Origin of the sequence: Pseudomonas sp. DVZ6, from assembly GCF_024259445.1 — a bacterium.
In the GTDB taxonomy this organism is placed as follows: domain Bacteria; phylum Pseudomonadota; class Gammaproteobacteria; order Pseudomonadales; family Pseudomonadaceae; genus Aquipseudomonas; species Aquipseudomonas peradeniyensis.
The window spans coordinates 30,308-52,373 of the sequence record NZ_JANCLM010000044.1; the positions used below are offsets into that span (position 1 = coordinate 30,308).

Below are 22,066 nucleotides of genomic sequence, written 5' to 3' on the forward strand. Positions count from 1 at the left end.
CTTACAGGCTCCTCATCATGCGCCACAACACCAGGCAGCCGACGGCCTGCAGGGCAAAGGCGAACAGCAGCATCAGCTGCCCGCTGCGGTCGTGCCACATCGCCAACAGGTAGGTGGGATTGGCGAACAGGAAGTAACCCACCATGGCCAGCGGCAGCGCGCCGAGGATCCACGCGGTAATGCGGGTCTCGCCGGTCATGGCGCGCAGCTGCCGATCACCCTGCTCATGCTCGCGGATCAGCTTGATCAGGTTCTCCATCAGCTCGCTGGCATTGCCGCCGTGGCGCTGGTTGATGCGCAGCCCCAGGGCGAACATGCGCAGTTCGGCCTGGCCATACAGTTCGGCGAATTCGTTGACCGCGTCCTCCAGCGGCACGCCCAGCTGCACGTTGCGCCGTACCCGCAGCATCGCCGAGCGCAGCGGCTCGCGGGTGCTGTCGACGCCACCAAGCACCGCCTCGTTCAGGGTGCGCCCGGCCTTGAGACTGCGCACGCTGTAGTCGAGCAGGCCAGGCAACTGCTGGACGATCTGTTGCAGGCGCCGCCGGCAACGCCAACCCAGGTAAAGGTGGCCAAGCAGCGGCAGGCCGAACAGCACCATCGACGCCGCCACCCAGCCCGCCAACAGGCCGGCGAGCAGGGTCAGCGCCAGCCAGCCGAACAGCCACGGCCTGGGGGAAAAGTCGGCATGGGCCAAGCCCGCCCGCTGCAGCAGCGGGTCGAGCCAGTCGCGCCGGGCATTACCGCTGCGCACGGCGCGGTAGGCCCGGCCCAGGCGTTCAAGAATGCGCTCCTCGCCACGCTTGTACAGGCCCAGACGCAACAGCAGCAGCGCCATGCCCAGGCACAAGGGCGACAGCGCCAGCAGCAATGGGCCCATCACAGCACACCCTCGTGACGCAGCTTATTGCCGGCCGGGTTCGGCGCCTCGCGCAGAAAGCCATCGCCGCTGCGCCGGTCCAGGCGGAACAGGGTGTTGGTCACGTACACATCGTCGCGCACGCCGACCACTTCCAGTACCTCGCTGACGCAGCGCCGGCCATCGGCCAGGCGGGTCAGCTGGATCACCACGTCCAGCGCCGCGCAGATCATCTGCCGCAGGGTCTTCTCGGCCACCTGCCGGCCCGTCAGGCCGACCAGGGTCTCCAGGCGCAACAGCGCGTCCTGGGCGGTGTTGGCGTGCACCGTGCTCATCGAGCCGTCGTGGCCGGTGTTCATCGCGGTCATCACATCCAGTACCTCGGCGCCACGGATCTCGCCGAGGATGATGCGGTCGGGGCGCATGCGCAGGGCGTTGCGGATCAGCTCGCTGGCCTTGATCTCGCCGTGACCCTCGGCATTCGGCGGGCGGGTCTCCAGGCGCACCACATGCGGGTGGTGCAGTTGCAGTTCGGCCACGTCCTCGATGGTTACCAGGCGCTCCTGGGGCGCGATCATCTGGCTGAGGATATTGAGCAAGGTGGTCTTGCCGGTGCCGGTGCCGCCGCTGACCAGGATGTTGCAACGTCGGCCCACGGCGCGTTCGAGGAAGTCGTAGATCGGCTGGTCGATGGCCCGGGTGGCCAGCAGGTCGGCGCTCTTGAGCATGTCCTGGCGGAACTTGCGGATCGACAGGCAAGGCCCGTCCAGGGCCACCGGCGGGATGATCGCGTTGACCCGGCTGCCGTCGGGCATGCGCGCGTCGACCATCGGCGACGACTCGTCCAGGCGCCGCCCGAGGGGCGCGAGGATGCGCTGCATCACTCGCTCGACATGGTGGGCGTCGATGAAACGCAGGTCGGTCTGTTGCAACAGCCCCGCCCGCTCGACGAACACCCGGTACGGGCCGTTGACCAGGATCTCGGTAACGCTCGGGTCGCGCAGCAGCACCTCCAGCGGCCCATAGCCGGTCAGCTCGTCGACGATCTCCTCGGCCAGGCGCTCCATCTCGTAGCGCGACAAAGCCAGGCGCAGGCGCGCCACATAGTCGCCCACCTGTTCCAATACGAACTGCGCCAGTACCGGACGCGCGCCTTCGAGCAGGTTGCGGCCGCTGTCCTCGATGGCGTCGATGACATGCCGGTGCAGGGCGCGCTTGAGCACCTGCGGATCGCTGGCCGCATGGCGCGGCCCGCCAAAGGGTTCTTCGTTGCTCATCGGTTGCCCCATAGCCGGTTGAGCCAGCCCTGGCCTGCCGGCGCCAGGTTTTCCGAACGCTGCGCCAGGCGTTCGCCCAGGCCGCGCAGGGCCTGGGTCAGGCCTTCGCGCGGGGCCAGCTCGAACAGGCTCAGGCCCTGGTTCTTGGCGTTCAGCCTCACCTCCGGGCTGTAGGGCATGACCTTGAGCAGGGCCAGCCCGTAGCGCTTGGCCAGGGCGTCGGCATCCGGCGCCACATGGCGCAGGTAGCGGTCCACCAGCAGGCTGGCGTGCTCCAGCTTGATGCCGCGGTCGCGCCACTGTTCGAGCACATCCAGGTTGCGCCGGCAGTCGAGGATGTTCTGGTCGGTGTAGACGATCAGCTTGTCGCAATGGCTGACGATGGTGCGCAGGGCCTCGCTGTCGACCTGCCCGGTGAGGTTCACGACGATGTGCTGGAAGTGCTGGCGCAAGGCGCTGAGCAGCATATACAGCTCGGCGGCGCTGGATTGTTCCAGGGCCTCGTCGTTGTCGGCATAGGCAAGGATGCGCAGGCCGCCCTTGTCGCGGGTGAAGGCGCTGTCGATCAGGGTCGCGTCGAGCCGGCGCAGGTGACGCAGCGCATCGCCGAAATGAAACGACGCCTCAAGGCCCAGCAGGGCCAGGCTGTCGCCCCGGGGCAAACCCAGGTCGAGCAACAGGGTCTGCTGGCCGCTGTCCTGCACCACCCGCGCCAGGTGCGTGGTGAGCAGCGCGCCGTCGGCGCCGCGCTGGGTGCCAAAGAGCACGGTCAGGCCGCCCAGGCTGGGGTTGCTGGTGACCGCCGGCAGGCGCTTGCCCAGGCGCCGCACCAGCCCCGCCACCTCGCTGGCCCGCGAGCCGTAGGCGACGAAGTCGCGGGCGCCGGCGCGCATGGCGTGCAGCACCAGCTGGTTGTCCATGCCATCGCCGAGGGCGACGATGGCCAGCATCGGCTTGGCTTCGAGCATGCCCTCGATCAGCGCGCACTGGCCGATCAGTTGCTCGCGGTCCAGGCCGATGAACACCAGGTTGCTGAAGGTCATGTCGACCAGCGCCAGCAACTCGTCGAGGTTCGGGCTGCTGGCGCCGATCACCTGCCCCAGCGGCGCCAGCGCGCCCTGCAGCCAGTGCAGGTCCTCGTCGGTGCGGGTCAGGGCCAGGTAGGTCTGGTTCAGGCTTTCGTTCATTGGGACAACCCGCCACGGCCTTCGAAATTGCCGTTTTCCATGAAGAACAGGCGGCCCCAGCTGGGGTCGTAGGTGCGCAGCGTCTCACCCGGCAGTTCCGGCAGGCGCGCATTGGCGGCCAGCGGCTGGACCAGATGCGGGGTGACGATCATCAGCAGCTCGGTCTCCTCGCGGTTGAGCGCCGACTGGCGAAAGAACGCGCCAATGATCGGCAGGTTGCCCAGGCCCGGCATCTTGTCCACGTTCGAACGCACGTTGCTGCTGATCAGGCCGCTGATGATGAAGCTCTCGCCATCGGCCAGGGAGATGCTGGTGTCGGTACGGCGCACGCTCAGCCCCGGCACCCGGGTGCCGGCGATGACCACCGAATTGTTGAAGTCCAGCTCGCTGACCTCGGGGGCAACCTTCAAAGTGATGCGATTGCGGCTGACTACCGTGGGGGTCAGCGCCAGGCGCACACCGAACTCCTTGTACTCGATCGACACGTTGTCGCTGCCGCTGCTGGGCACCGGGATGGGGATCTCGCCACCGGCCAGGAAGCTTGCGGTCAGCCCGCTCAGCACGGTGAGGCTGGGACGCGCCAGGGTGTAGGCGAAGCCGCTGTTCTCCAGGGCGTTGATCATCGCCAGGAAGCGGCTGCTGCCGCCGCCCCAGACGATATTGAAGACGCTGTTGTCGAGGGGGATGCCGGGCCGTGCGTCGGCATAGTTGGCCGAGCTCGGCACGCTGGCGGTGCTCGGCACGTAGCCTGGGCGCACCACCGTGTCGGGCACGGTGCCGGGTGAGCCGATCAGGCTATTGTTCGAGCCCTTGAAGAACAATCGCGCCCCGGCCTCCTTGTACTTGAGGCGGCGCACTTCGACGAAGCGGATATCGGCCTGCACCTGCACCGGCAGGTCCTCCTGGGCGGAGGGCAGCTGCGCCGTTTCCGTCATGTCGGCGCTGGCCCGGCCCTTGACGAACAACATCGCCCGGTGCGGCTGCGCGGCGCAGTCGGTCCACAGCATGATGCTGGTGGTGCCCTGCCCCACCGCCGTCAGCAGCACGGCGCGCTCGCCGCTGGGCTGCACATCGGCCACCTTGGGCTCGCCCACCGCCGCCCGGGTGATGGCCACCGGCAGGCGCAGTTCCTGCTGCAGGCCCTGGTCCATCTCGATCACCGACGGCAACTGGCCGAACGCCGCGCAACCCTTGGCCGCCTGCGCCGACGGCGCCAGCAGGACCAGGGCCAGCAGCGCCGGGGCCAGCCATTCGCCTCGTGGAGTAACACGCAAAGAACTACGCATGGATCGCATCCTTGCCGGTTCAGGGAGTCTTGTTGTTGTCGCCGTTCTGCGCACCACGGATGATCTGCATGGTCGGCGCGCCGGCCACTGCGGAGGCAGCCTGGCTGGCCAGCGGCACCTGGGACAACTGGCTGAAGCGATAGAGATCGCGGTTGGCGCTCTCCAGTTGCGCACTGGCGGCCTGGCCGGACCAGTAGGCCGCCAGCAATTGTTCATCGGCGCTGCGCACCGCCAGGCGCAAGGTCCCGGCCTGGGCCGCCAGCATCAGCCGGCTGGCCAGGGCCTCGGGCACGGCCAGACCCACGGTGCGGGTGGTGTTGCTGTTCAGCGATTGCTGGTCGCGGCGGGCCTTCTGTTCTTCGGCCGTTTGCGCCGGGCGCCCGTCGTTGGCCAGGCCGGTCTGCTGGTCGACGCTGAGCACGCGCAAGGCCGGCAGCACCACCTGGGCGGAGGACTGCGGGTTGTTGTTCTCTTCCCGCAGGAACAGCAGCACGTCGACGAAGTCACCCGGGCGCAACTGCCCGGCGGCACCGCTCACATCGTCAATGGCCACCGCCACGGCGCGCTCGTGGGGGCGGATCATGCGCGCCAGCGGGCCACCGGCCTGGAAGCTCGACTCGTCCAGCCAACTGCCCGCCGCCAGCGGCCGGGTGCTGCGGCGCCCGAGCACCTGGTCGAGTTGCTGGAAGGCGCCGGCCGGTACCACCTGCAGGCGCTCGACCAGCACATCGTCTTCGCTCAAGGGGGTGTTGGCCGGCACCGCCCTGCGCAGCACCACGATGGGCGAACGCGGCGGCTCGGGCGCGGCTACGGGAACGGGCGCGGTGGGGATCACCGCTGCACTGGGAGGCGCCAATGGCGCCGGCGCGGGCTCGGCCGGACGGCTCAGACGCAGGCCCCAGTATCCGGCAAGCAAGGCCGCGATCAGGAACAGGCCGGCGAGGATCATGGTCAGGCGACTGCTCATCTGCGCTCTCCCCTACGCCCGGGACCAATGATGGCAAAAGGTAACTATTTCGCTATTGGACGGTAGCTGAGCCGCTATCTTTCGCCATTACCTGCATCGCATTTTTAGAGCCATGAAATTGACGCGTCGGCAAAACAAAAACTTAGCACCGCCAATTACAACCAATACTTTTGGATTAATGCTTTCTTACATTTGCAGGTCGCCACGGCTTGGCGATGCTCTGATGGCAAAGGGGTATCACTTATCAAGCCCCGCCGACCGGCGCCCATCGAGCGCAAGGAGTAGTGCCATGCTGCTGCAACAGATCCTCATCCATGTGAAGACTTTCCTCCAGCGCAAGGACGGCGCCTCCGGTATCGAATACGCGGTGATCGCGGCCATGGTGGCGGTGGTGCTGGCCGGCTTCGTCACGCCGATCTCGACCGAGGTGTCGGCGATCATGACCACCATCAAGACCGCGATCACCCAGTGATCGCGCAGCACCTGCATGACGCGTAGTCCCACTGCCAGGAGCCGACCATGCCGACCTCTTCCTTGCGTCAACAGATCCTGCTGGTAGACGACGAGGAAGAGGCCCTGCTGGAGCTGGCCGAGCTGCTGGAGAACGAGGGTTTCTGTTGCCACACCGCCACCTCGGTGCGCGGCGCCCTGCAGCAACTGACCCGCCACCCCGACGTCGCCCTGGTGATCACCGACCTGCGCATGCCCGAGGAGAGCGGCCTGGGCCTGGTCCAGCGCCTGCGCGACCACACCGCGCGCCAACACCTGCCGGTGATCGTCATGTCCGGGCATGCCGACATGGACGATGTCAGCGACTTGCTGCGCTTGCAGGTGCTCGACCTGTTCCGCAAACCGATCTATCACGCGCGCCTGCTCGAGACGCTGGAGAACCTGTTTCCCAAGCCGTTGATGCAGGCCGTTAAATAGCTGGCGTCCCAATGGGACAACACGTAACCCATTGATTTTGCTTGACCCTGTGGGAGCGGGTTTACCCGCGAACACCGGCGGAGCCGGTGCCATACACCGCGCTGGATTCTTCGCGGGTAAACCCGCTCCCACAGAGATAACAGTTCCCTGCGCGACAGCGCAGCCCGGAAAGGCTGTGTGATCTCCTACAGCTGATAACTGAAACTCAGGTTCAGCCGTGGCCGCCGGTTGAAGCTGTCCAGGCCGATGTCCGACATCGGCTTGGCAACCTCGACCGCGATGTTGTAGTAGCGCATATCGCCAAACCGCAGCCCCAGTGCCGCCGATGACATCTTCGTGTCCCTCACGTCCAGCTCATTGAACCAGGCCCGCGCCGTGTCGAGCGCCACGTACGGCTGCACGACCTTGAGCCAGGCGCCGTCGCGGTGGAAGCTGTAGTTGAGTTCGTAGGCCAGCCCCCAGCCCTTGTCGCCCGAGCCCTGGTCGCTGGGATAACCGCGCCCGAAGTTCTGCCCGCCGAACACCGCCCGCTCGCTGTCGGGCAAGCTGTCGTTGCTCCAGTAGGCCGCCGCCGAGGCCACGCCCTGCCAGTTGTCGGTGAAGTTGTCGCTCTGCACGCCCGAGACCCGCAGGCGCAAAAAGTCCAGGTCGTAGTCGGCATTGGTGTTCGCCCCCAGCCGGTCGAGCCCCTGGTAGACCCCGGCACTGAGTATGCGCAGGCGCCGCGCCTCGGCCTTGCGCCAGTCGCCTTCGAAGGACAGCGCGCGAATGTCGGTCTCGCTGTCCAGCCGCAACGGAAAGCCCACCACCTGGTAGTCGATGCGGTCGTTGACCACGTAGAAGCGCCCGACCACCTCCAGCCATTCGCTGGGCGAGGCGATCAACGACTGGCTGATGCCCACCGAGTAGCGTTCGTTCTCGCGGTGCTGGGTCAGGTCGATACCGTTGTCCAGGCGGATGCGCGCCTTGGGGTCGCTGCGATAGCGCGAGGCCGACAACAACAGCCGCGAGCCCTCGGCGTCGAGGAACTGGCTGTAGTCGAGGCGGTAGTAATGCTCCTTGTCCTCGCCGGGCGGCACCAGCACGCTGGCGCTCAGTTGCTCGGCAAAACGGGTCTGCGCGTTGCTGCTGGCGCCGAGCAGCGCCTGCAGGTCGTCGCGGCTGCCGTCATTGAGGCTCAGGGTGGTGGTAAACGGTTTGCGCGAGACCTGGGCCAGCAGCCGGGTCGCGCCATCGGTGGTGGCCGGGGGCGGCACCTGGGCCTGGAAGGTCACCCCGGGGATGCGCCCGGCCAGGCTGGTATAGCGCTCGAAGCTCTCGCGGGTCAGCGGACGCTCGGCCTTGAGGCGCTCCATCAACTGGTCCAGGTAAGCCCGCGCCGCGCCGATATCGCCCTCGACCTGATAGTCGTGGATATAGCCTTCCACCAGCACCACCCGCACCCGGCCATCGACGAAGTCCTGGGGCGGCAGGTAGGCGTACGACAGCAGGTAGCCATCCTGCTGGTAGCGTTGGGTGAGGCGGCGGGTGACCTCGATCAGCTCGGCGAGGGTCACCTCGCGGCCGATCAGCGGCTGGTAGTGCTCGCGCAGGTCGCTCAGGGGGTAGACGGTGCCGCCCTCGAAGCGCACCTTGCGCACCGCCACCCGCGTGCTCATCAGCAGCGGCGATTGGCGTGCGCTGTCCACGCTGGGTACGCGCAGGCCGGCGGGGCCGGGGCGATAGGCGTCCACCGGCAGGTTCGGCGTGGGCAGGCGGCGCTCGGTCTCGTTGCTGTTGAGGAAACTCGGCAAGGGCTCGGCCCGCGCCAGACTGGCCAGGGACAGCGCCAGCATCGTCACCAGCCATCGGCGCATTCGGACACTCCATGATCCACGGGTGGCAGGGTGACCGACCGGCGTACGACGCACCGGTCGGTCTCGCTCACCTTGAGCGTAGCCCGTCGCGTCAGCGCTGCCCGCCTGCCAGGGCGCCTGTCACGCCGCTCAACGCACCGCCGAGGCCACCGCCCTGCGTGCCGTTGGCGTTGACCAAGGTGCCGGCTTGGCCGACCGTTGCGCCCACCGCCGTTACCGTCGCGCCCAACTGGCTGACCGTCGGATTGGCAGTGGCGCCGGTCAATTGCGTGCCAACGCTGCCCACCGCACCACCGACCTGGTTCAGCAACCCGGCCACCGGTACCCCCGCGCCCGTACTGGCGCCGACCTGCTGGGTCACGCTGGACACACCGGCGACCACCGGATTGAGCCCGCTGCCCACTTGCTGGGGCAGTGCCGCGGCAGGGGTGCCCGCCGCCGTGTTGGTCACGCCGTTGCCGCCGAGCACCGGGCCCAGGCTGGCGACGCTGTTGCCTGCCTGCACCATGCTGCCGCCGATACCGCTGACCGTCGGGCTGCCAATACTCGCGGCCAGGCCACTGCCGGCACCGGCCACTACGCCGCCAGCGGTTTCCAGCAGCCCAGTGCGCGGGCCACCGGTAACGGGCGCCAGCCCGCTGGCGGTGCTCACGGAGGTGCCAGTATTGGCGACCGCCTGCCCGAGCGTGGTGCCCAGTGGATTACCCGTGCCAGCCAGTTGCTGGCCGGCCTGGTTCAGGATAGTGCCGGTTTGGTTCAACGTCTGGTTGAGCGGCCCGGCGAGCCCGGTCTGCCGGGTGACGTTGGCCGTGGTGTTTTCCACCAGCGAGACCACCGGCACCAGGGCATCGCTCGCGCCTTGGGTCACCCCGGCCAGCGGGCCGCTCGTGCCAACCGGCGAGAGGGTGTTGCCAAGCATGGTCACCGCCTGGCCAACCCGGTCGACGTCCTGCCCGGCCCCGACGACCAGCTGGTTGACCACCGGTACCTGCTCGACCGGCCCGTTGCTGGCCAGCCCGGTCACGCCCTGGCCAAGCCCTGAGACGCCGGTGCCCAGGTCGGCGGTGGCCGCGCCGACCACGCCGACGGTTGTACCCACGGCATTGTTGCCGGTGCCCAGTTGCCCCAGGCCGTCGCTCAGGCCACTGCCGACACTGTTCACCGCGTTGCCGGTGGACGACACCAGCGTGCCCACGCCGCCGGTCAGCGAGGTATCGCCGGCGATGGGCAGCGAGCCGATTGCCTGGCCGAGATTACTCACGCCGTCACCAACGCCGGAGACGGTGTTGCCCAGCTGATCGACCACCTGGCCGGTGACCAGGGCGGTGGGTGTCGTGCCTCCACCGGTTCCGCCATCGCCGCCGCCAGGCGTGGTGCCGCCGCCGGAGCCGCCGCTGCCCCCACCCGTGCCTGCGCTGCCATCGCCCGGAATGCTGCCACCACCACCGGTGCCTGCGCCACCGTCACCGGCCCCGCCGCCCGAACCTCCAGCTCCCGCACCTGCACCCGTGCCGCCGTCGGCCGAGGAGCCGTCGACCTCGCTGTGATGCCCGCCACCGCCACTGCTGCAACCGGTAAGGCCCAGGGAAATGACCATCGTCAGCGCCGTTGCGGCCTTGATCCACGCTTGAGTGTTCATGGGAAGACTCCCGCTGCTGGTTGTTGTGCTTGCTACCAGCAGTGAAAGCCGAGGGGGGTGAGAGGGGTAGATTACAACTTGGTGTTAGTACCTGTGGGAGAGGGCCGGGGATGGAGCATAAGCGTATGAATTTCAGCCGATTTCGTTTGGTGGACAACGCCCAGTGTCGAAAGAGTTAGTCATAAGTCATTAGTACGGGTGGCTGACAGAATGCTGGGGCCGCTGCGCGCCCCTTTCGCGGCACAAGGCCGCTCCTACAGGAATCGCGTCCCATTGTAGGAGCGGCCTTGTGCCGCGAAAGGGCTGCAAAGCAGCCCCAGCGATTTCAAAATGAACACCTATTTATAAGACTTTCCCCATTCCCTGTAGTCCATTTCCCAAACATACTCCCAAGCCCTTTCAAGCCATTGCGGTGGTCTGGGTTGGCCTCTAGTCTCGGGCAGTCGCTGCACAATCAGCGACCGGCTTTGACAGGCCGATTCAAATACGAACGCATGGCTATGCCGCTATGGCGGCTGTGCGTGGGGCATCTTCGGGTGCGCCGGGTTTCCTCTATTTGACCGGTCTGTCAACCCACGTACAGCTGCCACCCTTTGTTTGACAGCGAACGGTGATGGTTCCATCTCAAATTGAGGATTCATCATGCTGAAGATTGTCCCCGATCCACCCCACAACCCTCACTCCCTCGAAGACACCCTCATCCAGGCCACCGAGTACGCCCTGTGCGCCTTGACCGTGGCCCATCATGCCGTGCAGCTCAAACCCAGGTCACCGGCTGCCGTGTTGATGATGGCGTCGATGCATGAAATGGAGTCGCTGCGTGTGTTGCTCGAAGCGGCGTTGATCCAGGTGCAGATGCCGGCGCAGGCGCCGACGTTGCATTAAGCCCAATCGCGGGGCAAGCCCGCTCCCATGCAGCCGAATCCAGCGAAATCCTGGCGTGGGAGCGGGCTTGCCCCGCGATAGCGCCCGCACACGCACCGACCATTTCAGGGAGAACAATCATGACCACAGACAACACCCCCACCACTGCCGGCAAGACCAAGTTCTACCAAGGCGAAGGCATGACCGACCCGCTGTTCTGCATCGAACCCGGCATCCCCTGCCAGCATGCCCGCGACCAGGCCTCGGAGTTGATGGGCTGCGTACGCGACCTGACCATCACCGGGATCATGGAGGAGAAGCCCCAGCTGCTCTGGGCGTCGTACTACCTGAGCGCGCTGGCCAAGGCATTGATGGATGATGCCGAGCTCGGCATGAAGCACTGACTCAACGAAACACTTCGCGGGGCAAGTCGGCGCCGCAGTTCAGAACTGCCAACCTGCAGACGCCACCTGTCCCGCCATGACCGCCCCGCCGCTTGAGCTGATGGCCTGAAGCTCAGGCGGCTCATCTGTAGCACCTATCAGTTTTGCCAGTTTCCTGAAAAACCGCCCCCTCTTAGCATTGAAACCAAAATCACGGTAAACATCTGCGGAGACGTCATGGCACCCGTGAACGAAGCCAGACAGAATCAGCACCCCACAACCCTGCTAGGTGTGGACAGAGCAGGGAGTGTACTGACGACACAAAGCGACCATCAGCGTAATAGCCGCAGCTATACGGTTTATGGCGATAAGCCTTCTGTTACTCCGGAAGCCTGCAAGACAGGCTTCGTGAGTGAGCTGCTGGAGGCCTTGGGCGGGCATTACATATTGGGAAATGGCGTGCGCACTTATGCTCAAACGCTAATGCGCTTTAGGTCACCGGATGCGCTGAGCCCTTTTGGTAGAGGGGGGATAAACTGCTATATGTACTGCTCAGGTGACCCGGTTAACTTTATAGACCGCACAGGTCGAATGCGAGAGCCCCCAACACTTCAGAACCTGGCAAGAAAGGCCTTCATCAAAAATTCAGCCAAAAATAGTACGGAACAGTTTGGGTCATTCTTCAAAGCCACCCAAAATAACCTCGCAAGACTAAGCGCTGCTGACAAGTCATTGGAAAATGTAGACAAAATATCAGGGAATATGGATCCAGAATCATATGCAAAATTCTGGAGAGCTCAACCTCCAAAGGAACTGGATATCGCCAAGGCCCAATCGTGGCAAAAAATAGCAGAAATCCTAGACATACTAGACTCTACCACAGTATTGAGCTTACAAAACGGTGCCTCACCCGAAACAGGAAATTTCTTCGGAGGCACGATAACCGGTGTATTCCCCGAACACCTACACACCGCAATTAAAACCTACAGCAGACATATTCCAGAACATGAAGCATATTCAATAGGCATATCACCTGCAATTGCAAAGAACTACACAAGACCAAAAGTTTTTGACTTTACATCATACAGCCTGACGCAGGCCGAAAGCCATATTCATACGTACTTACTAAATTTCAGACAAGATAATTAAATTTATCAGACAGCGTAGCGATTGGCCTTGGGCCACGGCACTACGTATCGAGCCCCGTTCAACATGGGACCGATGAGTACTGCAGAGGGCCACTGAACAAGTGACTGCACATTCTATCATTTCTCACCACCACGGGGCTGCGTGAAAAACTTCGCTCGGGCAAGCTTTCCATGTAATAGCCCGTCTCTGATTTTGACACTCCTGTCGCTGCATGACTATCCATGGTCAGGTTGACGGATCATACGGAGCGCTCCCTGAAAAACTGGATACCCGCTCCTACAGTGCAGCGAGAGGCAACCTCACTCACTAACCTGAAACGCCACCCGCGCCGTCTCGCCGCTTTCATCCAACGCACTCAACTCGATGCTGCCGGCCTGTTCGAAACGCACCGGCAGACTGTCCTGCCCCTGGGTCTCGCCCAGCGGCTGACCATTCAGGAACCACCAGCGCCGCCCCGCGCCGCCCAGGGCCGACACCCGCAACTGCAAAGGCTCGTGACTGGTGGCCGGGCGGCGCAGGTTGTCGCCGGCGCGCACGCCGACGATCGACAGCGGCGGCGCGCTGGCCACCTGCTGTGGCGGGCAGGCCGGATCCACGCTGGGCAGCCGCGCGGCACGGCGCTCGGCCCGGGGCAACCAGGGCTCCAGCGGGGCCGGCCACAAGGCAACGTCGTGGGCCTTGGCCCCGAGGCACCCGGCATCGACGCGCAGCCCCTGGTCGTTGAGCCACACCGTCTCGCGCAAGCCCAGCCCCAGGGGCTGGTCTGCCGCCAGCAAGGTTGGTGGGGTGGTGCCGTCCAGGGTCCAGGCGAAACGCTGGCGGCGGCAGTTGGGGTCCTGGCGGTTCATCGGCTGGCCCAGGGGCCAACAAATCGCCGCCACGCCCACCGACGCCGGCACCGGCTCGACCGGCACCTCGATGCCGCGCTGGCTGTCGCGATTGCTCAGCAGGTCGTGCACCTGCAGCATCAACGGCGCCGCCGAGGCCAGGCCGAACTGGCCCGGCACCGGGGTGCCGTCGGGGCGGCCGATCCACACACCGATCAGGTAACGCGGGCCTATGCCCACCGACCAGGCGTCGCGAAAGCCGTAGCTGGTGCCGGTCTTCCAGGCCAGTTGCGGGCGCTGCACCAGTTCGGCATGGGGGTCGCGGTCCGGCCGGGCCAGGCCGCTGAGGATGCGCCGGGTGATCCAGGCCGAGCCCGGTGACAGCAGGCGGCGCTCCACCAGCGGGTCCTGGGGTTGCAGGCGAATCTTCGCGCTGTTGCCGCCTCGGCCGAACGCGGCATAGCCACCGACCAGATCTTCCAGGCGGCTGCCCGCGCCACCGAGGATCAGCGACAGGTTCGGCTCGGCCAGCGGCGGCAGCACCAGCGGCATGCCGCCCATGCGCATCTGCGCGGCGAAGCGTTTCGGGCCATAGGCCTCGAGCAACTGCACCGCCGGCAGGTTGAGCGACAGCGCCAGCGCCGAGCTGGCCGACACCGGGCCGCTGAAGCCCATGGAGAAGTTGCCGGGGCGGTAGTCGCCATAGCGCCGGGGCACATCCTGCAGCAGCGATTCGGAATGGATCAGGCCGTCGTCCATGGCCATGGCATAGAGGAATGGTTTGAGGGTCGAGCCGGGCGAGCGCAGGGCGTGGATCATGTCCACGTGGCCGAAGCGGCGCTCGTCACTCAGGTCGATGGAGCCGAGATAGGCGCGCACCGCCATGCTCTGGGTCTCCACCACCAGCAACGCCGCCGAGGTGCGCTCGGGCAGGCGCGCGCGCCAGCCCATCAGCAGGTCTTCGAGGCGCCGTTGCAGGGCGGCGTCGAGGGTGGTGCGGATCAGCGGCGGGCTGTCCGGGGTGTTCAGGCGTCGGGCCAGCAAGGGCGCCAGTGCCGGCTCCTGGCGGGGCGCCAGCAACAGCGGCTCTTCGCGGGCCTCGTCGATGCGCTGGGCCGGCCACACCTGGTACTCGGCCAGGCGCTGCAGCACCTTGTCCCGGGCGCGCTGGGCACGCTCGGGATGCCGGTCCGGACGCAGGCGGCTCGGCGCCTGGGGCAGCACGGCAAGCAGCGCGGCCTCGGCGGGGGTCAGGTGCTTCGGCGACTTGCCCAGGTAGGCCCAGCTGGCTGCGGCAACACCCTGCAAGGTACCGCCGAACGGCGCCCGGTTGAGGTACAACTGCAAGATCTCGGCCTTGGACAGGTGCCACTCCAGCTGCGCCGTGCGCCACAGCTGGCGCAGCTTGCCGGCCAGGGTACGGTCGTGCGGATCAAGCAGGCGCGCCACCTGCATCGACAGGGTGCTGCCGCCGGACACCACCCGCCCGCCGCGCAGGTTGAGCCAGGCCGCCCGGGCCAGGGCCATGGGGTTGACCCCAGGGTGGTGGTAGAACCAGCGGTCCTCGTAGGCCAGCAAGGCTTCAAGGTACAGCGGCGAGACCTCGTCCGGGCCGACCGGGTAGCGCCACACGCCGTCGGCGTCGGCGAAGCGCCACAGCGGCGTGCCGTCCTCGGCTAGCACCACCCGCGCCAGGTCGTCGCCGGGCATGGGCAGCGGCCAGATCCGGTCGGCCAGCCACAGCAGGGCCATGGTCGCCAACAGGGTGATGGCGACACGCCGCAGCAGCTTGAGCAGACCTGGGCGCGCTAAGCTTGGCATCGGGAACCGACCGGGCCAGGTGATGGCCAAAGGCTGGGAATCGCCGATTCGTTGATCAGGAAGCGACTATGCATGTAGAAGGTTTTTTCGAGTGGCTGGGCCAGGTTCTGGGTTCGGTGATCCGTTTCATCGTCGACAGCCTGAGCGGGTTGTTCAACCTGCTGGCCAACGCCGGCGGCAATTTCATCGATGGCCTGGCGCGCACGCTGGGCATGGACACCTCGCTGGTCAGCATCCTGGCGCTGATCGTTGGCCTGATGCTGCTGTACTCGGCGGTTCGCGCGTTCATGCGGGCGTCGATCATCCTCGGGATCATCTGGGCGCTGCTGGGGTTGTGGGTGTTGAGTTGGGTGGTGCACTGAAAGCCCTGTAGGAGCGGCCTTGTGCCGCGAAAGGGCTGCGTAGCAGCCCCGGCGATTCTCGCATTGACGTCGAGATCGGGGGGCCGCTGCGCGGCCCTTTCGCGGCACAAGGCCGCTCCTACAGGGGGCGCGTTGCCTCAGCGGGCGCGTACCACCATTTCGCCCTGGCTATCGCCAATCGCCTGCAGGTTCGGCCGGTACATCGACTCCACCTGCGGCGGCGGGATGCGGTAGCTGCCCGGGGTCACCGCGCGGGCCAGGTACAGCAGGTGGGTGGTGCCGTAGCTGTCGAGCTTGAGCGCGGCCACGTAGCGGTCGTCACGGTACTCCTGGTGCACCACGCTGGCGTTCTGCATCGACTCGCGCCACTGCTTCACCGCACTGCTGGCGTTGTCCAGGCTGGCGGCGCTCTGCGCCAGGTTCTGGTTTTCAAGCTCCAGGCCCGCCGGCAACAGGTCGACCACCAGGGCATCCGGCACCTGGTCCTGGGCCTTGAGCGCCAGGTGCACCAGCACCAGGTCACCGCTGCGCAGATTACGTACATCCAGCGCCTGGCCGTTCATGCCCAGGTACTCGCGGCGGATCTCCATGCCGTTGCCGCTGGCGGCCGGGGCCTGGCGCGGGTAGCCGGACAGGGTCAGCTGCTGGTACAGGGTGTCGCCACCCTGGTTCTGCACGGTCAACGGCGAGGCCAACAGCGGGCCTTCGAGCTTCATGCCCGAGTCGTTGTTGTCGAACTCGCGCACTTCACCGGCGCTGTCCAGGCGAGCTTTCCAGTTGCCTTCCGGCTTGCCCAGCAGGCCACGGCCGGCGAGGAACAGCGCGTTGCGCTCCTGGGTGGATAGCCAGCGGTTGGCGGCCAGCTCGTCGGACAGGCCGAACAGGCGTTGGTCGACCTGGTTGCCGGCAAGGTTGTTCTCCTGCAGCAGGGCGAGGATCAGCGCCTGGTCACGCAGGGCGCTGCCGTAGTCGGCCATCCAGCCTTTGCCGCGTGTCACGGCCAGGCCTGCCTGCAATGCCTGCTGCGAACGCTGCTTGTCGCCCATCTTGTCCAGCGCCACCGCCAGTTGCACCAGCGGCAAGCCGGAGCGTGCGTCAGAGCGGCGCTCGAACAGGCTGCGCAGGGCACCCAGCGGCGCCTGTTGGCTGCGCGCCAGCACCAGGCCGGCGTAGGCCTGCACGGCGAAGCGGGTGTGGTCGGCGTTCTGGCTGTAGTCGACTTCGATCAGGTTGCGCTCCTGCACATAACGCAGCAGGCGCTCGCTGGCCTTCTTCAGTACTTCGGCCGGCACGCCGTAGCCTTGCTCACGGGCACGCAGCAGGAAGTCGGTGACGTAGGCGGTCAGCCAGTACTCTTCCGCGCTGTCCGAGCTCCACAGGCCGAAGCTGCCGTTGTAGCGCTGCATGCCCAGCAGGTGCTCGATGCCCATCTCGATCTTGCGCTTGCGCACATCAGCCGGCTCGCCCTTGATGCCCAAGCGCTTGAGGCTGTCGGCATCGGCGTACAGCGACGGGTACAGGCCACTGGTGGTCTGCTCCAGGCAGCCGTAGGGGTAGGCTTCCAGGGCGCGGATCTGCTCGGCCAGGTTCAGCGGTGGGCGGCTCGACAACGCCAGGCTCGCTTCCAGGCCCGCTGGCTCGAACTCGGCCAGGTCGCTGTCCGGCAGGCTCCAGGGTTGGTCCTTGAGGGCCACGCGATAGTGCTTGAGCATCGCCGGGTAGGCCGGGCGCACACCGAGGGTCCATTCGCGTTCGAAGGTGTTGGCCGGCTCGCCCGGCAGTTGCAGGCCATTGACCTGCACCCGCACCTTGCCCTGGCCCAGACCGCCCTGGGCCTGCACCGGGATCATCAGGGTGGTGCGCTGGCCTTCGGCCAGGGTGAAGTTCTGCTGGGCACCGCCAACCAGGCTCAACTGGCCTTCGGCGATCATCTGCACGCTCAGTTGCTGGTCGCGGCCGGACAGGTTGGCCAGGTCCAGCGCCAGCCGGGTGCGGTCACCGCCGGCGAGGAAGCGCGGCGCGGACAGTTCGGCGATCAGCGGCGCGGCGACCACGGTCTTGCCTTCGGCCATGCCGAAGTGTTCCTCGGTCCAGGCCTGGGCCATCAGGCGCAGTTCACCGTTGAAGTCGGGAATTTCGACAGTGGCCTGGCCTTCGCCCTTCTCGTCGAGGGTCACCGGCAGGCTCTGCTGGGCGACGATGGTCACCGTGGTGTTCGGGCGCTTGCCGCCCTTGGCCATGGCGGCGTCACCACCGAAGGCGAGGCTGGCCAGGCGGCCCTGGCCGGCTTCGATCAGCTGGCCGTAGATGTCCAGCTGGTCGGCGCCATAGGCCTTGCGGCCGAACAGGCTGGCGAACGGGTCTGGGGTCTTGAAGTCGGTGATGTTGAGGATGCCCACATCCACGGCGGACAGCAGCACATGCACCTGCTTCGGCACGCTGCCGTCGGCGTTGACCGCCTTGAACTTCACGGTCAGCGGCTGCTTGGGTCGCATTTTCTCCGGCGCCTGCAGCGACACGGCCAGCTTGCGCTCGGCGCGGTCCAGCGGCAGGTGCAGCACACCCACGGCGCGTTTCGGCGTGGCGTTGGCCTTGCGCTCGCCCGGGCGGATCACCAGGGCGCTGATGTACAGGTCGTGGCGCGCCCACTTCTTGTCCAGCTCGACGTCGAAGGTCTTGCCCTCGGCAGGTACGTCGATCTCCTGCCACCACAGCGGACCATCGGCGGACTCGATCATCAGGTAGCCGCTGCCGGCGGCCGGCGGAGTGACGGTGACCTTGGCGGTGCCGCCTTCCTTGTAGGCGGGCTTGTCCAGGGCGATCTTGACCTGGTCGGGGCGCACGGCGCCGCCCTCGGCGTTGTCCTGGGCACGGTAGCCGGCCCAGAAGCGCGCGCTGGAGACCAGGCCAGTCTGCGGGTCTTCGACCTCGACGCGGTACGGGCCCCACTCCACCTGGAAGTTCAGCTTGGCGGTGGAGCCGGCCTTCACGCTGACGGTTTCCTCAGCCTGGGTGAGGAATTTCTCGTTGTAGTTGTAGCTCCAGCCATCGCTCTGCGAGTAGTTCCAGTAGTAGTCGCGGCGCTCGCGGATCAGGCGCACCTTCAGGTTGTCGGCGGCGAGCTTCTTGCCGTTGCGGTCGGCCACCAGGAACTCGAATTCCACCGGGCCATCGCCGTCGGTCTCTTCGCCGTCGAACAGGCCGCGCAGGCCCGGCAGGCGGTCAGCGGGCCAGATCGGCTGCTCCAGGCGCCGGGTGATCGGCCGGCCGCCGGACTCCTGCAAGCTGGCCTGCACGGTCAGTTGCAGCGGCGAGCGGGCCTCGGCCCAGCGGCTTTCGATATCGATGCGGGCCTTGCCGTTCTGGTCGAGGGTGACTTCGTCCAGCTCCAGGTCCTGGTTCAGGTCGGTCTCGGTGACCGCACCGAACTGGTAGCCCGGCAGCGTTTTCACCGCTTCGCGCAGCGGGCGCACGTAGGCCTGGCCGCTGAGGCGGTTGCCAGCAGCCGGCGCGCCGTAGAGGTAACGGCCATTGACCTGGATGCTGGCGGTCTCATCCGGCGCCAGCGGCGTGCTGCTGCCCTTGAGCTCCAGCGCCAGACGCTCGGGGAGGAAGTCCTCGACAAGGAATTCGTAGACCTGCTTGCGGCCACCGCCCATGTCCAGCAGCAGTTGCCAGCGGCCGGTCGGGGCCTCGCTGGCCAGTTGCAACTGGTACTGGAACAGGCCGTTGTTGTCGGCCTCCCAGACGAACTTGCGGCTGACCTGTTCGTCCGGGCGGCGCACTTCCACATTCACCGGCTGGGCCTTGACCGGCTTGCCGTCCTGGTCGCGCAACAGGCCGTTGAGCAGTACGGTTTCGCCCGGGCGATAGAGGTCGCGCGGGCCGAAGATGAAGAACTGCAGCGGGTTGGCCTGGGGGCCGGTGATGTCGAATTCGGCCAGGTCCAGGGCGGCGGTGTTCAGGCGCAGCAGGGTGGTGTGCACGCCCTGGGTGGCGATCAGGGTGTCGGCCTTGGCGGTGATCGGCAGTTGGGCATGGCCGTCGCCGTCGGTCTTGGCCTGGGCCAGCAGCTTGCCCTTGTCGTCGTGCAGCTCGAGGGTGACGTCCTTGAGCGCCTTGCCACCTTCCAGGGCCTGGCTGAACACGTCCAGGCGGTCGCGGTAACGGTGCGCGGAAACGCCGATGTCGCTCAGGGTGAACAGGGTCGCCGGCTGCGAATAGTCATAGGTGCCCGAGGCGCGCATCACCGCCAGGTACACGCCCGGCTCCTGCAGCGGTTTGATCCCGGCGATCGGCAGCAGCACGGTCTCGCGGGTGTTGCGCGCGGGGTTGAGGTCGAAGCGGCCGCTGTAGACCAGCTCGGCCATCTCCAGGGTTTCCTTGGACTGGTAGTAGTACAGGCTTGAGTTGCGGCCCCAGTTGACCAGGAAGCTGGAGAGCATGTCCGGCTTGATGCGGAAGAACTCGACATCGACCTTGTCGACGTTCAGGGCGATCACCGGCAGGCCTTCGGCCAGGCGCGTGGGCAGCAGTGAACCGCGGCTGGCGAAGCCCACGGTGGGCTGCATGTCGCGGGTCTCGAAGCGGCTGACCGATTCGGCCTCAAGCTGGTTGCCGTTGACCGAGAGCAGGCCCTTGTCGATGGTCAGGACCATCTTGCGCTGCGGCTCCAGGTGGCGCAGGCGCAGTTCCATCTGGTTGTCGGAGAGTTCCCAGGCACCGTCGACCTTGCCCTTGACGGTGTCGACCAGGTGCAGCTTGGCGGCGAAGTCCTGGTTGGCGTCCAGCGGCGCGGAGACGCTGACCGACAGGGTGCTGGCGCCGTCGAGCTGGACTTCCGAGACGTCCAGCACGGTCAGCTCGCGACCAGCGTAGCGCTTGGCAAGCAGCGCCGGGTCTTCGCGCTTGGCCGCCTTGGTTTCGGCGGGCGCAACGGCGGTAGCGGCATCGGCGGGGGCCGATGGCTTGTCCGGCGTGGAGGAATCACAGGCACTGAGCAAGGCCAGCGCGCAGGCCAGCAACAATCCTTTGTTGAGCATTTGAGAGGGGACTCTTCGGCAGCGTGTACGTGAGGGGGGCAACTATAGCGCAACGCCGCGGGGCTTACCTGGCGATGCGCGGCAAGTGAGACCCTGTTCGCGCCGATTGGTTGCCGGGCGGGTAGAATGCTGGCCATTCGTCAATGGGGCGCGCTGCGCACGCCTTTCGCGGCGCAAGGCCGCTCCTACAGGGGCATGCAGTTTCCTGTAGGAGCAGCCTTGTGCCGCGAAAGGGCTGCGCAGCAGCCCCGAGTTCCTCAGGACCTCGCATGTCTTCACTGTCCACCGCCTGGCGCGACCGCCCCACCCACCACAAGGTCTGGGCCCTGGCCGCGCCAATGATCCTGTCCAACATCTCGGTGCCGCTGGTGGCGCTGGTCGACAGCACGGTGATCGGCCACCTGCCCCACGCCCACCAGTTGGGCGCGGTGGCGGTGGGCGCCACGCTGTTCACCTTCATGGTCGGGCTGATGGGCTTCCTGCGCATGGGGTCCACCGGTTTCGCCGCCCAGGCCGCCGGCCGCGGCGACGGCGCCGCGCTGCGCCAGGTGCTGGTGCAGGGGCTGCTGCTGGCACTGGCCTTCGCCCTGCTGATCGGCCTGCTCGCCCTGCCCTTCAGCCAGCTGGCGCTGCACGCGATGCAGCCCAGCGAGGCGCTGCATGCCTCCACCGAGGCGTTCTTCCACACCCGCCTGCTTGGCCTGCCGGCGGCGCTGGCCAGCTACGCCCTGGTCGGCTGGTTCCTCGGCACGCAGAACGCCCGGGCGCCGCTGGCGATCCTGCTGACCACCAACCTGCTGAACATCGCCCTGAACCTGTGGTTCGTGCTCGGCCTGGACTGGGGCGTGGTCGGCTCGGCACGGGCCTCGGTGATCGCCGAGTGGAGCGCCGCCCTGCTCGGCCTGGCCCTCACCCGCCCGGCGCTACGCGCCTACCCCGGGCATATCGCCTGGGCCGCGCTGAAGCGTTGGCAGGCCTGGCGGCCCTTGCTGGCGGTGAACCGCGATATCTTCCTGCGCAGCCTGGCGTTGCAGCTGGTATTCCTGCTGCTGACCGTGCAGGGCGCCCGGCTGGGCGAAGCGACGGTGGCGGCCAATGCCCTGCTGCTCAACGGGCTGATGCTCACCGCCTATGCCCTCGATGGCCTGGCCCATGCGGTCGAGGCGCTGTGCGGGCATGCCATCGGCGCCCGTGATCGCGGCGCCCTGAAACGGGCGCTGGTGGTGGCCTGCGGTTGGTCGTTGATCGTCAGCCTGGGGTTCGCGGTGCTGTTCCTGCTGGGCGGCCATCTGTTCATCGACCTGCAGACCGATATCGCCAGCGTGCGCGAGGCGGCGTATCCGTACCTGCCGTATCTGGCGGTGCTGCCGTTGGTGGCGGTGTGGAGTTACCTGCTCGATGGGTTGTTCATCGGTGCGACGCGGGCGCGGGAGATGCGCAATGCGATGCTGGTGTCGGTGGTGATTGCGTTGCCCGTGGCGTTTGCCATGCGTGGGTTCGGCAATCATGGGTTGTGGCTGGCGTTTCTGGGGTTCATGGCGTTGCGGGCGGGGACGCTGGGGTGGGTGGGGTGGCGGTTGCAGGAAAAGGGGCGTTGGGTTCGGTGACGTTGGGGCCGCG

At 66.6% G+C, this 22,066-nt stretch carries 16 protein-coding genes; 7 read left to right on the plus strand and 9 right to left on the minus strand.

Annotation, left to right across the window (positions count from 1 at the left end; all coding sequences use genetic code 11):
* Position 1: 1 nt before the first annotated feature.
* Genes NMG10_RS22095 through cpaB form a run of 5 tightly spaced genes read right to left on the minus strand, consistent with a single transcriptional unit; the run spans position 2 to position 5,576 of the window.
* Positions 2–883: a type II secretion system F family protein gene (locus NMG10_RS22095; RefSeq protein ID WP_254465140.1), complete on the minus strand. Its 882-nt coding sequence runs from the start codon at positions 881–883 to the stop codon at positions 2–4.
* Positions 880–2,136: a CpaF family protein gene (locus tag NMG10_RS22100; protein WP_028691362.1), complete on the minus strand. Its 1,257-nt coding sequence runs from the start codon at positions 2,134–2,136 to the stop codon at positions 880–882. Before NMG10_RS22100 ends, NMG10_RS22095 begins: the two co-directional genes overlap by 4 nt.
* On the minus strand, positions 2,133–3,323 hold the full coding sequence (locus tag NMG10_RS22105) for a pilus assembly protein (protein WP_203650360.1): 1,191 nt from the start codon (positions 3,321–3,323) through the stop codon (positions 2,133–2,135). Before NMG10_RS22105 ends, NMG10_RS22100 begins: the two co-directional genes overlap by 4 nt.
* Positions 3,320–4,609, minus strand: coding sequence for a type II and III secretion system protein family protein (locus tag NMG10_RS22110; RefSeq protein WP_254465141.1), 1,290 nt, complete (start codon positions 4,607–4,609; stop codon positions 3,320–3,322). The genes NMG10_RS22105 and NMG10_RS22110 overlap by 4 nt, the downstream gene beginning before the upstream one ends.
* A gap of 19 nt (positions 4,610–4,628) precedes the next feature.
* Positions 4,629–5,576, minus strand: coding sequence for a Flp pilus assembly protein CpaB (gene cpaB / locus NMG10_RS22115; protein WP_232857071.1), 948 nt, complete (start codon positions 5,574–5,576; stop codon positions 4,629–4,631).
* Between the two features lie 289 nt (positions 5,577–5,865).
* On the opposite strand from cpaB, the gene NMG10_RS22120 reads away from it, so the two are divergent.
* Both NMG10_RS22120 and NMG10_RS22125 read left to right on the plus strand, forming a co-directional pair.
* A complete protein-coding gene (locus NMG10_RS22120) occupies positions 5,866–6,048 on the plus strand; it encodes a Flp family type IVb pilin (RefSeq protein WP_203650353.1) in 183 nt (60 codons plus the stop codon).
* Between the two features lie 47 nt (positions 6,049–6,095).
* Positions 6,096–6,503: a response regulator gene (locus NMG10_RS22125; RefSeq protein WP_050703614.1), complete on the plus strand. Its 408-nt coding sequence runs from the start codon at positions 6,096–6,098 to the stop codon at positions 6,501–6,503.
* 185 nt (positions 6,504–6,688) lie between these two features.
* Here NMG10_RS22125 and NMG10_RS22130 read toward each other — a convergent pair whose 3' ends face one another.
* Positions 6,689–8,359, minus strand: a complete 1,671-nt coding sequence (locus NMG10_RS22130) for a ShlB/FhaC/HecB family hemolysin secretion/activation protein (protein ID WP_254465142.1) — start codon at positions 8,357–8,359, stop codon at positions 6,689–6,691.
* Positions 8,360–8,450: 91 nt separating this feature from the next.
* Positions 8,451–9,998, minus strand: a complete 1,548-nt coding sequence (locus NMG10_RS22135) for a collagen-like triple helix repeat-containing protein (protein ID WP_274235422.1) — start codon at positions 9,996–9,998, stop codon at positions 8,451–8,453.
* A gap of 642 nt (positions 9,999–10,640) precedes the next feature.
* Here NMG10_RS22135 and NMG10_RS22140 point away from each other — a divergent pair.
* From NMG10_RS22140 to NMG10_RS22150, 3 genes are all read left to right on the plus strand, one after another.
* Entirely contained in the window at positions 10,641–10,883 is a 243-nt protein-coding gene (locus NMG10_RS22140; RefSeq protein ID WP_046854291.1) for a hypothetical protein, read from the plus strand.
* 119 nt (positions 10,884–11,002) lie between these two features.
* Positions 11,003–11,266 carry a DUF3077 domain-containing protein gene (locus tag NMG10_RS22145; RefSeq protein ID WP_102685470.1) on the plus strand — a complete coding sequence of 88 codons (264 nt, stop codon included), beginning with the start codon at positions 11,003–11,005 and terminating at the stop codon, positions 11,264–11,266.
* Positions 11,267–11,482: 216 nt separating this feature from the next.
* A complete protein-coding gene (locus tag NMG10_RS22150) occupies positions 11,483–12,394 on the plus strand; it encodes an RHS repeat-associated core domain-containing protein (RefSeq protein ID WP_254465144.1) in 912 nt (303 codons plus the stop codon).
* Between the two features lie 299 nt (positions 12,395–12,693).
* Here the strand turns inward: NMG10_RS22150 and pbpC are convergent, their stop codons facing one another.
* Positions 12,694–15,042 (minus strand): peptidoglycan glycosyltransferase PbpC, encoded by a 2,349-nt coding sequence (pbpC, locus tag NMG10_RS22155; RefSeq protein WP_254465145.1) that lies wholly within the window; start codon positions 15,040–15,042, stop codon positions 12,694–12,696.
* A gap of 68 nt (positions 15,043–15,110) precedes the next feature.
* On the opposite strand from pbpC, the gene NMG10_RS22160 reads away from it, so the two are divergent.
* Complete coding sequence (locus NMG10_RS22160; protein WP_254465146.1) at positions 15,111–15,404, plus strand: hypothetical protein; 294 nt, start codon at positions 15,111–15,113, stop codon at positions 15,402–15,404.
* Between the two features lie 137 nt (positions 15,405–15,541).
* On the opposite strand, the gene NMG10_RS22165 is transcribed toward NMG10_RS22160, so the two are convergent.
* The gene (locus tag NMG10_RS22165) at positions 15,542–20,446 is read right to left on the minus strand and encodes an alpha-2-macroglobulin (protein WP_254465147.1); all 4,905 of its coding nucleotides are present in this window, start codon (positions 20,444–20,446) and stop codon (positions 15,542–15,544) included.
* Positions 20,447–20,715: 269 nt separating this feature from the next.
* Between NMG10_RS22165 and NMG10_RS22170 the strand changes: the two genes are divergently transcribed.
* The gene (locus tag NMG10_RS22170; RefSeq protein ID WP_203650340.1) at positions 20,716–22,053 is read left to right on the plus strand and encodes an MATE family efflux transporter; all 1,338 of its coding nucleotides are present in this window, start codon (positions 20,716–20,718) and stop codon (positions 22,051–22,053) included.
* The last annotated feature ends 13 nt before the right edge of the window (positions 22,054–22,066 follow it).

Coding starts and splice junctions, on each gene's coding strand:
- NMG10_RS22105 (WP_203650360.1), bottom strand. CDS start 3,323: ATGAACGAAAGCCTGAACCAGACCTACCTGGCCCTGACCCGCACCGAC.
- NMG10_RS22165 (WP_254465147.1), bottom strand. CDS start 20,446: ATGCTCAACAAAGGATTGTTGCTGGCCTGCGCGCTGGCCTTGCTCAGT.
- NMG10_RS22170 (WP_203650340.1), top strand. CDS start 20,716: ATGTCTTCACTGTCCACCGCCTGGCGCGACCGCCCCACCCACCACAAG.
- NMG10_RS22135 (WP_274235422.1), bottom strand. CDS start 9,998: ATGAACACTCAAGCGTGGATCAAGGCCGCAACGGCGCTGACGATGGTC.
- NMG10_RS22125 (WP_050703614.1), top strand. CDS start 6,096: ATGCCGACCTCTTCCTTGCGTCAACAGATCCTGCTGGTAGACGACGAG.
- NMG10_RS22140 (WP_046854291.1), top strand. CDS start 10,641: ATGCTGAAGATTGTCCCCGATCCACCCCACAACCCTCACTCCCTCGAA.
- pbpC (WP_254465145.1), bottom strand. CDS start 15,042: ATGCCAAGCTTAGCGCGCCCAGGTCTGCTCAAGCTGCTGCGGCGTGTC.
- NMG10_RS22100 (WP_028691362.1), bottom strand. CDS start 2,136: ATGAGCAACGAAGAACCCTTTGGCGGGCCGCGCCATGCGGCCAGCGAT.
- NMG10_RS22150 (WP_254465144.1), top strand. CDS start 11,483: ATGGCACCCGTGAACGAAGCCAGACAGAATCAGCACCCCACAACCCTG.
- NMG10_RS22110 (WP_254465141.1), bottom strand. CDS start 4,609: ATGCGTAGTTCTTTGCGTGTTACTCCACGAGGCGAATGGCTGGCCCCG.
- NMG10_RS22120 (WP_203650353.1), top strand. CDS start 5,866: ATGCTGCTGCAACAGATCCTCATCCATGTGAAGACTTTCCTCCAGCGC.
- NMG10_RS22130 (WP_254465142.1), bottom strand. CDS start 8,359: ATGCGCCGATGGCTGGTGACGATGCTGGCGCTGTCCCTGGCCAGTCTG.
- NMG10_RS22160 (WP_254465146.1), top strand. CDS start 15,111: ATGCATGTAGAAGGTTTTTTCGAGTGGCTGGGCCAGGTTCTGGGTTCG.
- NMG10_RS22145 (WP_102685470.1), top strand. CDS start 11,003: ATGACCACAGACAACACCCCCACCACTGCCGGCAAGACCAAGTTCTAC.
- cpaB (WP_232857071.1), bottom strand. CDS start 5,576: ATGAGCAGTCGCCTGACCATGATCCTCGCCGGCCTGTTCCTGATCGCG.